General features: G+C 42.9%; 15 protein-coding genes. 1 reads left to right on the top strand and 14 read right to left on the bottom strand.

Annotation, left to right across the window (positions count from 1 at the left end):
- From nrdD to F0227_RS12590, 14 genes are all read right to left on the bottom strand, one after another.
- Entirely contained in the window at positions 1 to 2,121 is a 2,121-nt protein-coding gene (gene nrdD, locus F0227_RS12655) for an anaerobic ribonucleoside-triphosphate reductase (RefSeq protein WP_171753572.1), read from the bottom strand.
- Positions 2,122 to 2,737: 616 nt separating this feature from the next.
- Positions 2,738 to 3,592, bottom strand: coding sequence for a tagatose bisphosphate family class II aldolase (locus F0227_RS12650; protein ID WP_171753571.1), 855 nt, complete (start codon positions 3,590 to 3,592; stop codon positions 2,738 to 2,740).
- Positions 3,583 to 4,773, bottom strand: coding sequence for an N-acetylglucosamine-6-phosphate deacetylase (nagA, locus tag F0227_RS12645; RefSeq protein ID WP_171753570.1), 1,191 nt, complete (start codon positions 4,771 to 4,773; stop codon positions 3,583 to 3,585). The genes F0227_RS12650 and nagA overlap by 10 nt, the downstream gene beginning before the upstream one ends.
- Positions 4,763 to 5,197, bottom strand: a complete 435-nt coding sequence (gene agaF / locus F0227_RS12640) for a PTS galactosamine/N-acetylgalactosamine transporter subunit IIA (RefSeq protein ID WP_171753569.1) — start codon at positions 5,195 to 5,197, stop codon at positions 4,763 to 4,765. The genes nagA and agaF overlap by 11 nt, the downstream gene beginning before the upstream one ends.
- Positions 5,198 to 5,245: 48 nt before the next feature.
- Positions 5,246 to 6,130, bottom strand: a complete 885-nt coding sequence (agaE, locus tag F0227_RS12635; protein WP_171753568.1) for a PTS N-acetylgalactosamine transporter subunit IID — start codon at positions 6,128 to 6,130, stop codon at positions 5,246 to 5,248.
- Positions 6,120 to 6,896, bottom strand: a complete 777-nt coding sequence (gene agaW / locus F0227_RS12630; protein WP_171753567.1) for a PTS N-acetylgalactosamine transporter subunit IIC — start codon at positions 6,894 to 6,896, stop codon at positions 6,120 to 6,122. Before agaW ends, agaE begins: the two co-directional genes overlap by 11 nt.
- 17 nt (positions 6,897 to 6,913) lie before the next feature.
- On the bottom strand, positions 6,914 to 7,387 hold the full coding sequence (gene agaV / locus F0227_RS12625; protein WP_171753566.1) for a PTS N-acetylgalactosamine transporter subunit IIB: 474 nt from the start codon (positions 7,385 to 7,387) through the stop codon (positions 6,914 to 6,916).
- 25 nt (positions 7,388 to 7,412) lie between these two features.
- On the bottom strand, positions 7,413 to 8,573 hold the full coding sequence (locus tag F0227_RS12620) for an SIS domain-containing protein (protein WP_171753565.1): 1,161 nt from the start codon (positions 8,571 to 8,573) through the stop codon (positions 7,413 to 7,415).
- On the bottom strand, positions 8,570 to 9,877 hold the full coding sequence (locus F0227_RS12615; protein ID WP_171753564.1) for a D-tagatose-bisphosphate aldolase, class II, non-catalytic subunit: 1,308 nt from the start codon (positions 9,875 to 9,877) through the stop codon (positions 8,570 to 8,572). Before F0227_RS12615 ends, F0227_RS12620 begins: the two co-directional genes overlap by 4 nt.
- Positions 9,874 to 10,662 (bottom strand): transcriptional repressor AgaR, encoded by a 789-nt coding sequence (gene agaR / locus F0227_RS12610; RefSeq protein ID WP_171753563.1) that lies wholly within the window; start codon positions 10,660 to 10,662, stop codon positions 9,874 to 9,876. Before agaR ends, F0227_RS12615 begins: the two co-directional genes overlap by 4 nt.
- Before the next feature lie 546 nt (positions 10,663 to 11,208).
- Positions 11,209 to 11,646, bottom strand: coding sequence for a redox-sensitive transcriptional activator SoxR (gene soxR, locus F0227_RS12605; RefSeq protein ID WP_171753562.1), 438 nt, complete (start codon positions 11,644 to 11,646; stop codon positions 11,209 to 11,211).
- Positions 11,647 to 11,738: 92 nt separating this feature from the next.
- Positions 11,739 to 11,972, bottom strand: coding sequence for a helix-turn-helix transcriptional regulator (locus tag F0227_RS12600; protein ID WP_171753561.1), 234 nt, complete (start codon positions 11,970 to 11,972; stop codon positions 11,739 to 11,741).
- A 9-nt stretch (positions 11,973 to 11,981) separates the two neighbouring features.
- Positions 11,982 to 12,530, bottom strand: coding sequence for a DUF2975 domain-containing protein (locus tag F0227_RS12595; protein WP_171753560.1), 549 nt, complete (start codon positions 12,528 to 12,530; stop codon positions 11,982 to 11,984).
- 74 nt (positions 12,531 to 12,604) lie between these two features.
- Complete coding sequence (locus F0227_RS12590) at positions 12,605 to 13,990, bottom strand: MATE family efflux transporter (RefSeq protein ID WP_171753559.1); 1,386 nt, start codon at positions 13,988 to 13,990, stop codon at positions 12,605 to 12,607.
- 448 nt (positions 13,991 to 14,438) lie between these two features.
- On the opposite strand from F0227_RS12590, the gene F0227_RS12585 reads away from it, so the two are divergent.
- Complete coding sequence (locus F0227_RS12585) at positions 14,439 to 15,770, top strand: MFS transporter (RefSeq protein ID WP_171753558.1); 1,332 nt, start codon at positions 14,439 to 14,441, stop codon at positions 15,768 to 15,770.
- Positions 15,771 to 15,847 lie beyond the last annotated feature (77 nt).

Here is a 15,847-nt window from a genome sequence, read left to right as displayed (position 1 = left end):
TTACATATGCTTAACGCGACGTTTAACTTCTTCTTGCTTACCAAAGTTAAAGGGTCTTGCGTCTGGGCTGCCTAAGTAGCCACATACACGACGAGTTACCGATACTTTTGTTGCGTCATGGTTGCCACATTTAGGACAGGTGAATCCACGGCTTGTGCATTCAAACTCACCTTCGTAACCGCATTCGTAGCATTCATCAATTGGTGTATTGGTGCCGTAATAAGGTACCCGGCTATAGCTGTAATCCCAGACATTTTCTAACGCTTCAATATTGCGCTGCATGTTAGGGAACTCTCCATAACAGATAAAACCGCCTGTTGAGATCTGTGGATATGGCATCTCAAAATCAATTTTGTCGTATGGGTTCACGGATTTTTCTACATCCAAGTGGAAACTGTTGGTGTAATAACCTTTGTCCGTTACGCCTTCGATAACACCAAACTCTTTGGCATCAACACGGCAGAAGCGGCTGCACAAGTTCTCACTTGGCGTACCGTAAAGACTAAAGGCATAGCCTGTCTCTTCTTTCCACTCATCCACTTTTTGCTTAAGGTGACGAATAATATCTAACGCTTTCTCAGACAGTTGAGGGTTATCGTAAACGTGCTCACTATTACCATATAAAGCGTTAATTGTTTCATGAACACCGATATAACCAAGAGAGATAGACGCACGACCATTCTTGAAAATCTCAGCAATAGAGTCATCCGGATTTAGACGAACACCACATGCGCCTTCCATATAAAGAATAGGAGCCACTCGTGCTTTTACCGTTTCTAGTCGGCTTATGCGAGTTTCTAATGCTTTTCTTGCTAGCGTTAGTTTCTCATCCAGCAGTGCATAAAATGCCTTCTCGTCGCCTTTGGCTTTGATAGCAATGCGCGGCAAGTTAAGGCTAACCACACCAAGGTTATTACGGCCGTCGTGTACCAGTTTACCTTCTTCCTCATAAGGGTTAAGGAAACTACGGCAGCCCATTGGCGTTTTAAACGAACCCGTAACTTCAACTACTTTGTCGTAGTTAAGAATGTCTGGGTACATACGTTTCGATGCACACTCTAATGCTAAGCGTTTAATATCGTAGTTCGGATCGCTTGGCTGGTGGTTTAAGCCATCTTTAATAGCAAACACAAGTTTCGGGAATACGGCTGTTTTGCCTTTTTTACCCAAGCCTGCAATTCTATTTTTGAGGATAGAAGCTTGAATCAGTTTCGACGCCCAGCTAGTGCCTAGCCCAAAACCAAATGTAACAAACGGGGTTTGGCCGTTGGCAGTATGTAGTGTGTTAACTTCGTACTCAAGCGATTGGAATGCGTCATAACACTCTTTTTCCGTGCGCGAGGTAGCAAACTCTTTCGGATTAGGAATATCCCACTCCTGCGCGATTTTTAAGTGTTTTTCATAGCTTGCAATTACGTACGGCTCTAATATCTCATCAATGGCATTGATGGTCGTTCCGCCATAAATATGCGAGGCAACTTGAGCAATAATCTGTGCGGTGACCGCTGTGGCAGTAGAGATAGATTTTGGAGTGTCTATCTCAGCATTACCCATTTTAAAACCGTGCGTGAGCATGCCGCGTAGATCAATCAGCATGCAGTTAAACATTGGAAAGAATGGTGCGTAGTCTAGATCATGGTAATGAATGTCACCATTGTCGTGCGCTTGTACGATATCTCGTGGCAAAATGTGTGTTTTTGCATAATGTTTAGCCACAATACCCGCAAGCAAGTCACGTTGAGTAGGAATCACTTTGCCATCTTTATTGGCGTTCTCGTTGAGTAAATCTGCGTTGCTTTGCTCAATCAGACCTTGAATTTCTTTACTTAACGCACTTTTCTTCTCACGAGAAATGTCACGATCGTGTCGGTATTCAATGTAAGAACGAGCCATACCCTTATATGGGCCTTGCATCATTTCGTTCTCAACTAATGTCTGGATTTCTTGAATATCAACTTCATTGCGATCTAGAAGTTTTAACTCAACGGCTTCAGCGACTTTATTAGCATAAATGGTCACTTCATTATCTATGTGAGTCGAGGCGCTCTCCACTGCTGCAACTATGCGATCCCTTGTAAATGGGGCCCGAGAACCATCTCGTTTAATTACGACTACTTTCACTACTTCTCCTTACCCTAGATATATCCACAGATTACCCACAAATACACCATATAGGGTACAAACCGAACTGACTAACACTATATATTGTGGACGTATTTAACGAGAAGCACTACTTAAAAGTATTGATTTGGATCAATAAAAGTAGAGGCAAGGGTAAGATCAAATCGATCTTAGTGCTTAAGATCCCATTAGCAAAATAAAGAAAATTAAACATAAAAAATAGAGGAATTGGGGTTGAAATTTTTGATAGCCTGTTGGCAAAAGCGCTCACGCTAACTCAGGTTTTTTAATGATAAATATCGCAGTAAAAAGTAGGTGTTTTATCTCACAATTTATGCTTAGGGATTATTGATTCATAAAAACCTATAGTTGACCGTTTTATACACAAGCATGATCAAACTCGACCACTAGTGCCAAAATCAGCCTGTGGATAGTCTAAATTTTGAGACAGAAAAGTAGCCCAAAACCATGCAATCAAAACCGTAACGCTCGTTATGTTTGTAAGGGAATAAGATAGAGATGAGTAAAAAGAGAAGAGGTATAAAACGAAGCGAGAGGAAAGTCTCCTTTCCTCTCTTATTCACCACTATATAGGGGGAAGGTGAATAAATGTTATTTATATTTTTCCTTCACTGCCGCACACGCGGATTTTATCCATAACCACTTTTTTCATCGCTTCTTTACCCGGTACGATGTACTTACGTGGATCGTTGGCGTCTGGATGTTCGGCAAAGTGCTGTTTAACGGCGTTAGAGAAGGCTATTTTCAGCTCGGTAGCCACATTAACTTTACAGATGCCTAGCTCTATGCAGCGTCTTACCGCTTGGTCTGGCACCCCTGATGCGCCATGAAGCACAAGTGGAATATCAACAACGTTTCGGATTTGAGCTAAGCGATCAAAGTCCAGCTTTGGTTCTGCTTTATACATGCCATGAGCGGTACCAATCGCCACAGCTAACGAGTCGATACCCGTAGAGCGAATAAATTCAGCAGCGGATGAAGGGTCTGTCATCAGCGCATCAGCGCTATCCACGATCAGATCGTCTTCCTGACCACCGAGGCGTCCTAACTCAGCCTCTACGCTAGCGTCAAAACGGTTACAGTATTGCACTACTTCCCTCACTGTTTTGATGTTTTCATCAAACGCAAAGTGAGAACCGTCAATCATAACTGAGCGAATGCCTTGGTCTACTTTGCTCTTTATGTCAGCAAACTCTTCGTGATGATCAAGGTGTAAAACCAATGGCATTGAGTGTTTGTGTGCGGCTTCTTTACAGATGCTCACTAAGTAATCGGTGCCAGCATAACTATAGGTTCCCGGCGTACCCGCTAATATCACCGGAGATCCCATTTCCGATGCCGTTTCAACAATGACTTGCACAGTTTCAAGGTTATGAATATTAAAAGCAGGAACAGCATAACCGCCAGCTTGCGCTCGTTTAAGCATTTCACGAGAAGAAATCAGATACATATTGCCTCCGAAGCAATGTGCGAGTTATTGGAAAATACATTTTTGCCATTAACCCAAGTGTGTAAAATTTGATAAGAATCTGAAACCGCGACCATTGAGGCCATTTTGCCAACCGACAAGGTGCCATACTGATGGTGCAGATTGAGAGAACGAGCCGGGGTTAATGAAGCCAATAACCACGCCTCTTCAAAAGGTATTTTTAGCCATTCGGCTATGTTTTTAACGCTATCGATAAGTAATAAGCTGCTGCCCGCAAGGCTACCAGAGTCCGTTCTCACCACACCTTGTGACATCGTAACGTTGTACTCACCCAACTGATACTGGCCGTCAGGCATGCCCGCAGCCTGCATTGCGTCTGTAATTAACGTCAGCCTATCTCCGCAACAACGATGAGCAACATCAATAGCCGCAGGGTGAACATGATGACCGTCAGCAATCATCTCCACATAACAGTTATCGTGACATAACCCTGCTCCAACTACGCCCGGATCTCTGTGGTGAAGGCCTCTCATGCCGTTGTAGCAATGAACTATTCCATCCGCACCGTTATCCAGAGCGTCCGTCACTTGTTGATAACTGGCATCTGTATGAGCAAGCATCACCTTGATACCTTGGCGCTTTAAGTGCTTAATCGCTTTTAGCGCGTTGTTTTTTTCTGGTGCCAATGCAATCGCGATCAAACTGCTATCTGAGTACCCTATCCACTTATCGAGTTCGTCATTGTCCAACTCTCTAAATAGTTGTTCCGGATGAGCACCTTTATGTGTTGCAGTAAAATACGGTCCTTCCAAAAATCCACCGAGCAGTTCTGCCCCCGATAAACCCTTAGCTTTACTTTTGCCTATCTGTATTAATGCTCGTTTGATCTTTTCTACAGGGGCCGTCACGGTTGTTGCCACAAAGCCGGTAACACCTTGTTGAGCAAAAAACTGCGACATTGTATCCAAACTGCTATGAGTCGCGTCCATGACATCGCATCCCATCGCTCCGTGTACATGGGAGTCGATCAAACCCGGCATCAATGAGCAATCACCTAAGTCTGTATAATGGTTAGCAAATCCTTTGGCATCATCTATTGAGGCAATAGCGCCTAGTGAATCAATGCCAATAATGGCGTTATCTCGCCACTCTCTCTCTTGTAAGATTCTGGCGGCTCGATAATAACGAATATCAGATGCCATCAGCCTCAATTTCCTGTTGTTGTTTGTTACTCATCTGCTCTGCAAGAGATGTCATTCCACGATGACCCGCTTCTAACGCCTGATCTCTAAATTCAACCAGATTTAGCTCGTCACGTTCCAGTAGCATCTCTGCTACCATCTGCAAATTAGTACCAGTAATTACCTCAATATCGTCTCGCTGTTGGCTCAATAGAGAAGCTGTTCTAAACGGTGTTCCACCTAGTAAGTCAGTTAGAAAAACAATACCTTCAGCGGAATCAATTTCTGACATGGCCTCTTTCATCGCTTGTTCTAGCTGAGGTGTTGTCATCTCTACCGGAAAATCGATAGCACGAAACTGCGGTTGTTCACCTACAATCTGTGCAATGGCTTTGGCCAAACCTGAGGCAAACCCACCGTGGCCTGAAAGAATTACTGCGATCATTTTATTTCCTTAGTTGGGGCTGATATAAACCAGCCCCGATAGTCTCGATTAAAGAATGCCCATAAAGCGGCCTGCAACACCTAGAACCATAGTGATAGTGATGAGACGTAGAGGACTCCAGCCACGTTTCACTAAGGCGTACATCGCTAAGGTGTATATCAGTGGTAAAAATGCTGGCATAAGCTTGTCAATGACGTCTGCTTGCAATTTCACCACAGCGTCACCAGCCGTGATTTCTGCGGTGGTTGCCAGCCTTACATAGGTTGCAACCAAGGCACCGATGACTGTCATACCGACCATAGAAGCGGCATGACCCACTTTCTTGGTGTTGGCTTTGATCATTGGTATTGCTGCTACACCCATTTTGTATGCGTAGTGTGCAAGACCAAAACGTAAACCAAAGTGAACAACGTTAAACAGAACCATAAAGAACACTGCGCCCATAATGGAGCCTTGCAAGGCAAGGTCTGCGCCAATACCGCCACAAATAGGCAGCAGAGTTAGCCAGAACATCGCATCACCGATACCACCCATTGGCGCACCAACGGCGATTTTAGTACTTTGGATACTGTTGATGTTCTGTTTAGAACGTTCCATTGCCAACACGATGCCCATAACAAATGTGACCAAGAATGGGTGTGTGTTAAAGAAGCCCATATGACCTTTCATTGATTTAGCAAGGTCAGCCTGATTTGGGTGAATCTTTTTCAGTGCTGGCAAAATACCGTACAACCAACCTGAAGCCTGCATACGTTCATAGTTAAACGATGCTTGCAGTAGCAACGAGCGCCAAGCCATTTTGTTGATATCAGATTTAGTCAGTTCTGTACCGACTTCCTTGTTTTCATATTCGTCATCACTTACGCCAGGAGCAGGTTGAACATTTGCGTTGGTTTGGCGTAGTTCTATTTCATTACTTACATTAGATTCCATCGTTAAAGTCCTCTGCTTGTGCCGCTGCTGGAGTAGGTTCTGATTTGCGCATAAAATCGATAATTGCCATCGCGGTAACCGCTGCCGCAATTGCTAGAATAGGAAGTTGTAACCAAGCTGCTGCTACAAATCCAAGAATGAAATATGGGATATATACATTCTTCATCATGATTTTCATCAATACTGCGAAACCAATTGCTGGCATGATTCCACCCGCAACCCCTAGGCCGTCAATAAGGTCTTTTGGTAATTTCTCAACAATCGCCCCTGCATGTTCTGCTCCAAGATAGATTGGAAGAAAAGCACACAAAAAGTAGAAGGTTCCCAAAACAGCCAAAGCAAAATAGTTCACTCGCTCAATACCATCACCGTCAGCATTGGCGGCGTAGTCATCACAACGTGACATCACAGCAGACATGGCAGAGAAGAGTAAGGTGATACCCATTTGTACAGCGACCGCAAACGGTACGGCGACACCTACCGCAACATTCGGCTCTACTTTAGTGGTGATCGCAAATGTCGTCCCTACGATCGTGCCGATAATAACGTTTGGTGGCTGAGCTCCAGCAAGTGGTGCTAGACCCATCCAGATCAGTTCTAACGTACCACCAACCAAGATACCGGTATTAAGATCACCCAGTATCAGGCCGACCAAAGGTCCAAGTACAACTGGACGGTGAAAGTGGGTTAGACCATTAAATAAATCCAGCCCCGCAAAGAAAGCAAGGATGCCAAGCATCGCTGCCTGAAGTAATCCTATCTCCATAATTTTGCTCCTTAAGATTAAAGTAGAGTAAAGATGTCAGTAGCACTTTCTGTGGGAACGCCTTGTACAGTACAAGCCACCCCAAGCGCTTTTAATTTGTTGAATTCTTCAATGTCGTTAGCATCTACAGATACTGTCTTGGCAATTTGGTTTTTGCCGTCTGCATAATGCATGTTGCCGACATTAATGTTGCTAATAGGCACTCCGCCTTCTACCAACATTCTGAAGTCTTTAGGTGTACGGCAAACCAGTAAGATCTTTTGACGATCCGCCGCTTTATGTATGGTGTCTATGGTTTTTTGTACGCTCCAAAAACGGATAGCGATACCTTCAACCAATACCATTTCCATTAAGTTTTGTTGAATTTCATCATTCGCCACTTCGTCGTTAACGACGACAACGATATTGGCACCAGCAAACCCTACCCACTGCACGCCAACTTGCCCGTGCACTAGGCGTTCATCAATTCGACTCAATACAATATTTGGCATTGTTCTATTCCTTATAAATTGGATTCTACTGTGGCTTGTAAGGGTGAATAATGACCCCTTGAACCACACGGTTTACTTCGCCTGTTGGGCATGGGTTATCCGGACCAAGTCCAAGCTGTATGGACTTTTCGAACGCCAGCATCTGGGCAAAAATAATGAATGGGAAATTTAACCAAACCTCATCTAGGCCAGTGCGACCAATTTCTATGGTGGCGTCGCCGTCAAAGTCTTGTTCGGTAAGGGCAACTAAACTAAGCACTTGACCGTCTTTACTGATTTCGTTGTACAGATCCATGTCGTACTGTCGTGTGTATGGATCCGACGATAAAAGTTGAATAACTAATGTTTGCTCATTAATGGTGAATTTTGGACCGTGACGGAAACCTAGCGAGGATTCAAAAGACGCCATCACTTTACCCGCGCTCAGCTCAAGTGATTTAAGGGATGCTTCTCGGGCGAGTCCTGCAAATCCACCGCTGCCCAGAACCACTAACCGTTGATAGTTCTTCTTTGCCAACTCAGCGGTAATCGAAGTCCACTGTGAAATACGCGACTGACATAGCTCGGCGATGGTTGCTACTTTTTGTTGCAGTTCCTCATTAGTGTGAGGAGAAAGCAGTGCAATCGCAGACATGGTCATGCAGGTGAAACTAGAGGTCATTGCAAAACTTTGATCATTTGATCCTTCTGGCATCAACACGCACAGCGAGTTTGAACTATTGTCTGCGTGATTAGATAACTGACCATCTGGGTTACAGGTCAAGAACAGGTGATAACAATCATCAATAACCTGATCCGCCAGTTTTACCGCAGCAACACTTTCAGGGCTGTTGCCAGAACGAGCAAAGGAAACAACCAGAGTAGGACGCGATGCATCCAAATATTGCGCTGGATTTGAAACAATGTCGGTACTGGCAATAGCATCAACGCTAAACTGATTAAATTTTTGTAAATACGGTGCAATGGCATCACCTGCAAATGCAGAGGTGCCCGCTCCCGTTAAAATGATACGAAGATTCTGTTTAGCAAATAGTGGCTGCAAAAATGCATCTATCGACTCTCTATTCTCCGTTATTATCTCGGCTAACTCGCGCCACAACCTAGGTTGCTGCTCGATCTCCTTAGCCGTGTGTATTGCTCTTTTTTCTAGCAACCATGATTCGGCATGGTCTAAATAACTGCTCATAACGTGTACTCCTGATGCTCATTCGCTGCTTGGTTGCAGGCCTGTGCATAAACGCTGGTAACTTCCATTACCTTATTGATTATTAAATTAACTGGGTTGTTTTCTATCTCTCCCGCTGCCACTGCTTTTGCCTGATTAGGCATGTACTGACTCAATAACGTAATTGGTGTAGGGTTAGCGGCTAAGTTGGCAACCAGCTTGTTGTACGCTTTTTGTACATCCGCTTGCGGCCAGTAATATCGAATGCGATCACTTAAGCTGTATGCACAATCCAAATATTGTTGATGCCCTACTTGCTTGTAGTATGAATGCCAATAGTCAGGGGTCTCACGCATCACTTGATCTAGCGTGGTTCGTAAATGGGATGCATCGGCACTGCCAATCCACTCTTGCTCTATTTTGTCTAGGGCAAACAGCGCCTCACGAAGTGCAAAAGTAAGTGCAGGGCCCACTTTTAAAATAGCGAAATGGTCACGCACTAGTGCTTGGTATGAACTGTCGAGCTGATAGTCCGTAGAGTGCGCTTCAAATACCATTGTTGGATAAGCGTCAATCAACTTAGAAAGCGCCACTGCTTTTTCTGGTTGATAATGAATAACATTGTGATGATCAAACTCGACACCTGGCTGTACCACTAAACCGATGACTCGAGGCCACGTCTGTTGCAAGCCAAACTCTTCAAACGCAGCACGGTGAACATCAATAGTATGTTTAGCCGCCTCTGGTGTTGTAATTGCAAGTTCGTCCTCTAACGATTCTTGTGCCCCACCTGGAACCGGAACTTCTGTGCCAATAATGTAGACCGGAGCTTCACCACCAGCTGTTTTCCAACTGCACTCGGCTATGTCACAAAGTCTGGCGGCGCGCTGAGCCACAATCTCATCCGTTAACGGAACAGGGTCATCGCTACACGACATAGAGCAGTCAAGGTGGATTTTTCTAAATCCAGCAGCAATGTAGTCTTTGATAAGTTGTTCAGAGTTTGCCATCGCCTCTTCGGCCGTAAGGTTCTGCCAACAGTTTGGCCCAAGGTGATCGCCACCCAGTAACACCAACTCTTTTGCTACCCCTACTTGCTCAGCCAACTGGTAGACAAAAGCCACAAAATCAGCTGGTTTCATGCCGGTATAACCGCCAAACTGGTTAACTTGGTTCGATGTCGCTTCAATCAACACATAGCTACTGTCCTGCTTGGCTTGCTGTAATGCAGCTTGCAAGACGACTGGATGCGCTGAGCAGACCGAATAGATACCTATAGAACGGCCTTCTTTATGTTGACTAACAACATCTAATAACGTTTTCATTTGTTTCCCTTAAGCGTTACTTGGTCAGCGAGAATCACCTCAACACCCATATCTGTTAGTGTTTGCAGATAATGTTCAGGGATCTCGCTATCGGTAATTAATACATCTATCTCTTTTGCAGCTTTAATCATGCAAAAACTTTTGCGGCCAAATTTACTAGAGTCCGTTACCGCAATAACCTGACGAGAGACTTCACACATCGCCCGGTTAACTTGTGCTTCATTTTGGTTTGGCGTAGTTACCCCTGCATCTAAGTCAAACCCATCTACACCTAGAAACAACTTGTCAAAACGGTAGTCCTTAACTTGTTGAACACCATGGCTACCAATAAGAGAACATGAAGAGCGACGCAGGTTTCCGCCCACAACAAACAGGTCTACATTTTCATACGCGGTAAGTTGATAAGCGGTATTAATCGCGTTAGTCATAACCACCAGATCTTTCTTTCGATCCAAATACTCAGTCATATAACCAATGGTTGATCCAGAGTCTAAAATGATGGCCTCGCCATCTTGAATCATTGATGCGGCAACAATTGCGATCTTCTCTTTGGTGCTTTTATTGAGTAGACCTTTGCGATGAAGAGGTTGATCAAAAGCGAAATTATGATTGATAGTAGCGCCGCCATAACAGCGATAAACGCAGCCTTGTTGCTCCAGCAGATTTAAATCGTGGCGAATAGTGACGGTAGAAACAGCAAAACGCGCAGAAAAATCATCGACTTTTCCTTCTCCGTTTTTGCGAATCAACTCGACAATCTTTTGTCTTCGCTCAGTGCTGGTCATATTGCCCCCAAATATCTTTTGTTTTATTTCACTGTAAGAAACCAGCCTTTCGTTTTCTTACGGTATCTATTTAAACATCGGCAAAGAGCAAAAGATGCAATGGGGATCACAGTGCAACATGGTGCAAAATGAAAGGTAAAAACCTTTCATTTGATCAACAACGAAAGGTTTTAAGCTTGTTTTTGTAAAAAATAAGCGGCGAGAGGCCAATAAAAAGGAAATAACGCGACTAATAAGTGAAAGGTCAATACCGTACGAAAGAAGCCTATATATTTCAGCTTTCGAAATGATCAACGTCACACTTTTGTATTTATGGGTGATTATTATCGGTTAAAAGAGCTGGCGTAATTGCGAAGCGAAGAGTTAGAGAGTGGCTAGCCGATATCGGAGCGGGCCTGTCGAGAAGAAACTTAGGGATTGATGAAAAATAGAGTGGTTTGCTGTATCAAGTTTGTTGGCTAACAAAGCTCTGTATTGTTTGTCGCTAACACTGTGGTTAATGTCGAAGTAAATGTTGCGAAGTAAGTGTTACTAACAGTAAGGAACTTAAGTGAGTCGCTGAGCGCCTTGCCCTTCTTTATGAAGTTGATCATCAGGGTTCAATAGTTGGCATTTATCCATACTTAAACAACCACAACCAATACAGCCCGTTAGATTGTTTTTTAACGACTCAATTCGAGATATTTTGCTATCTAAATCTTTTTGCCATTTTTTAGCCACTTTATCCCAATCACTTTTGCTGGCAGATCGATTCATGGGTAACTCACTGAGCTCTTCTGTGATCTCCTCCAGAGTAAACCCAACAGATTGAGCGACTTGAATTAATGCTATTCGACGTAACATAGACGGCAGGTAACGTCGCTGATTCCCATGGGTTCGTATGGAGGCAATTAAGCCTTTAGACTCATAAAACCGCAATGCTGAAGCGGCTACTCCGCTGCGTTCAGATAACTTTCCTATTGTTAAAAAATCACTTCTTATCATTTGATTACCATTAATCCATATAAATAAAGAGCATTCCTTTGCTTTATCTAAAGGGCTAGCGTCAATGTGATGTTCATGCCAGTACCTTTACGTCATTTAACTATAACCGTGTTGTCATTATCATTGGCTTTAAATTCGAGAATATCACCGGGCTGGCACTCTAGTACTTCACATAATTTATCGAGAGTAGATAACCTAACCGCTTTTGCTTTGCCATTCTTTAATACTGATAAATTAGCTTCTGTGATCCCAACTTCTTGTGCCAATGTTTTTAAACGTATCTTTCTTTTCGCCATCATTATGTCTAAGTTAATACAGATCGTCATTGTGACCCCTTAAATCGTATGACTATTTTCATCGGCAAGAATGTAACCCTCTTTCATTACCCAAGAAATGATCAAAACTATGAAGCCGAAAACAAGTGTCAAAAAGTCCATCCCTACAAAGCTAATTGATAACACCCTTTCACCAGGTGGATTATTAAAAGATAGAATAACCGACATTACCGCCCCATACGCTATTGAAGCCGCTACCCAGTAAAACAAACAATAACCTAACTTTTGATAATAGTTGGCGTTACTAGCCGAGAAAACCTCGTTACGTTCATAATTTCGAAATAGAGCAATGAGTACATTCAAAGCATACATAATAATGCTGCACAGCGACAAGCTTGCAGTAACCGCAAGGAGTCGAGTCGTTAAAGAAAGAGGTTGCTGTGTGAACGAATCTATTTCATAGCTCATTTGTATAATACCTAATGTACTAAGAAAGTCGTATGGTGTTTGAACGAACAGCCAGAAATAGCACACCATAATAGGAGTAAGCACAAAAAGACTTTGAAACAGTATACGTACCCGTCGACTTTGCTTTTGAATCTTAGACATAATCTTTCACCTTATTGAATTGACAAAGAGATTCTAAGATCAAAACACACGTATAACAACATATATTTATCGTTTTACGATAATTTATTTCCGTTTATCAAAATATCCTTTGCGATTGCTCTTTCTGGTTTATGACGAATATAGAAAACAGAAGCAACCAAAAACGTCAGGCATTCACCAATGGCTAACGCGGTAACAAAACGATTATCATCAAACATCATAAACAAAATTATTAGCAATGAAGCAGGAAAAATAAGGCTACGACAGAGAGAAACCACTCCTGACTGGAACGGTAAATGAATCGCCGTAAGATAACCTGAAATGGTCATATTGGCCCCCGCAAAAATAAACATAGGCCAGACGTAATAAACGAATTCTATCGCCATTTCCACCGTCACTTCTGCACCTTCTTTATCTAGGAACATATAAATGAGGGACTCATTGAAAAACAGCAAAATCAAGATGGTAACTAAACTCACCACACTGGTGATAAAAAATGTGATCGCTAGAAACTGCTTTAGCCTATGTTCGTTTCTTGCGCCAAAGTTCTGACTGAGCATCACCTGCGCCGTATCAGCGATAGAAAAATAGACCATGAAACCGATCATCAATAGATAATTTAGAACTGTAATTGCCGCAACACCGTCAACACCAGCTCGGGATATAAGCATCCAGTTAAAAATAAACGCGATTATTCCCCCTGAGATTTCATTAATGAACTCAGATAAACCGTTATAAGCCGCTTGAAAGACTTCTGACCAATTCTTCTGCTGCATCGAGAAGTGAAGCTTCCGCTTGCGACTGAAAAAGTAAGTCATTAACGTTAGCAACGGAAATAACTGAGAGATACCTGTCGCCCACGCTGCGCCACTTAATCCCCAATTAAACACCGCAATAAATAAGTAATCTAGGGCTATATTAAGTACCAAACCGATAACCAGAGCGGCAGACGCGAGCGAGGGAAAGCCATCTAACTTAATAAAAAAATACAGCACTATCATCATCAATTGCGCCAGAAGAAACGGCATGATAACGCGATAATAGTCGCTCATTAATGGAAACAATGGCTCGCTCGCCCCAAGAAGTCGAAACAGTGAAGATTCAAACAGAAGGCCTAGGACTATAATGACAAACGCATAAATGGTTACAGCAATAAGTGTTTTACTAAATATTGCTGAAGCGGCAAGGCTATTTTTTTCCCCTAGGTATTTCCCTGCTCTTACCGATCCACCAATGGACAGCATTAAACCAACACCAAATAGCACCGAGAGTATCGGAATGATCAGATTTACAGCAGCAAGCGCTGAGACACCTACATAGTTTCCGATAAAAATCCCATCAATGATTGAGGCAGAGCTCATCGCCAGCATACCAACAATAGAAGGCAGCAAGTATTTTAGAAATGTCGAAATAATCGGCCCATTTAATGCGCCGTTTTGTTGTTCCAGTGTCGCTTCCATAATGACTTCAATAGATTAAAATGCTCACGCAAGGTAACAGTTATTGGTCGCTAAGACTACCAGTTACTTTATAGTCAAAAAATGAAATCAGTAGCACATTTCCGATCAAGCCATTTAGTGATTTTCAACAGAGAGGTTAAGTAATGAGTTCTTCAAGTGGCCTCAAACTGCAGGACTCAGAGCGACTTCAACAGGTTCAGTTCAACAAAGATAGTTAGATAAGTTACAGCTTGCGCATATGATGGGCATTACTGGGAGCTGGCAAATTAATCGCGTTTAGAATTGTAAGCTAAGCAATGTTTATACATTTCACAGAAATACTTATCGATTTTGCGGGTAACTGCTTATATCTAGGTAAAAAATTAACGTAATGCAATTGAAAATTCCTGCAACAATGCCATGCTCTGATATAGATAATAATGCGCTATTCAAGAATACTAAGAAACTAATGACCCTCAAGGAAATTGTTAAAGTTGATAATGTCCGCTACTTCTTAATGTTTCGAAGCAGTTATTTTGCACGCTTTTACTACCCGGTTTTTACCTTACTCTATTTAGATTACGGCTTAACCCTCTCCCAATTCGCCATGCTTAATGTGGTTTGGGCGACAACCATTGTTCTTGCTGAAGTCCCATCTGGAGCATTTGCCGACACCTTAGGACGCAAAAAGCTGGTGATATTGTCGTCGGTAGTGATGTTTATTGAAATAGCGATGATCGCCGTTGTACCAACCGGTAACCCCTCTCTGGTGTTCGTGGTATTTTTGATCAACCGCATATTAAGTGGTTTAGCCATGGCGTTAGCAAGCGGTGCCGACGAAGCATTGGCTTATGACACACTCAAAGAGCAAGGAAAAGAAGATGTGTGGCCACGGGTGCTACAGATTCAACTTCGCGTCGCATCCAGTGTCGGTATCTTTGTCACCCTATTAGGTGCTGCCATGTATGATGTTAATTTTATGGCTAACATTTATCAATTCTTCGGATTGGCCGCGCCCGAAAGCACAAAAGAGGTCATGCGCATTCCCGTTTATGCCACCTTAATGGTAGCCATGATCGCCATTTATGCAGCAATAAATATGAAGGAAGAGAAACGACCTTTACCAAGTGACCGCAGTAAGTTAGCAACCACCATAGCCAGCCTCAAATTGACCGCAAGTACTGGCAAATGGGTACTATCTACCCCTTATGTGCTGTTCATATTGCTCTACTACAGTCTATTCGAGCATACCTCCCGGATGTTTCTAACCATGAATAGCCAATATTATCGCGCCATTGATATTCCCATTCTCTATTTTGGTTTTATTGGCGCAGGAGTCAGTATCGTCAAAATTATTCTAGCGGGACAAAGCCGGCGGTTAGCGGAAAGTATGGCGCCAAAAAGCTTCATTATTGTCATGGGCTTAGCCACTATCGCGACCTATTACTGCATTAGCTTAGGATGGTCGATTTACGGAGTCATACCCGCTCTGGTGCTGATCTTTATCATCATGACAATGAATATATTTATCAGTTATCACCTAAACAAAAAAACCGAGTCGCACAACAGAGCCACCGTTTTAAGCTTTAAAGGCCTGATGTTTAATCTCGGCTATGGTTTAATCGGCATTTTGTATGCCTACTACTATAAATTACTCTCTCAAAACTACACCACAGAAGAAATAGAACAGAACATCGACTTTTTAGCGTCTCTCTCTTCGTTTTTCTATTATTTTACTTTTTTGTTCTTGCTACTCAGCGCGATATTTTATTTCCGCGACCGAAAGAAAGCGATTATTTGACGATTTAACCGAGCGTATATACACACCCTGAAAGGGAATGCCATTGCTTCAATTATCTTTCTTGAACTGAACTTGTT

It is taken from the genome of Vibrio sp. 99-8-1 (genome assembly GCF_013114595.1).
Lineage (GTDB): Bacteria > Pseudomonadota > Gammaproteobacteria > Enterobacterales > Vibrionaceae > Vibrio.
Note: the sequence above shows the minus strand (reverse complement) of the source record. Positions and strands in the feature narration are given on the sequence as shown.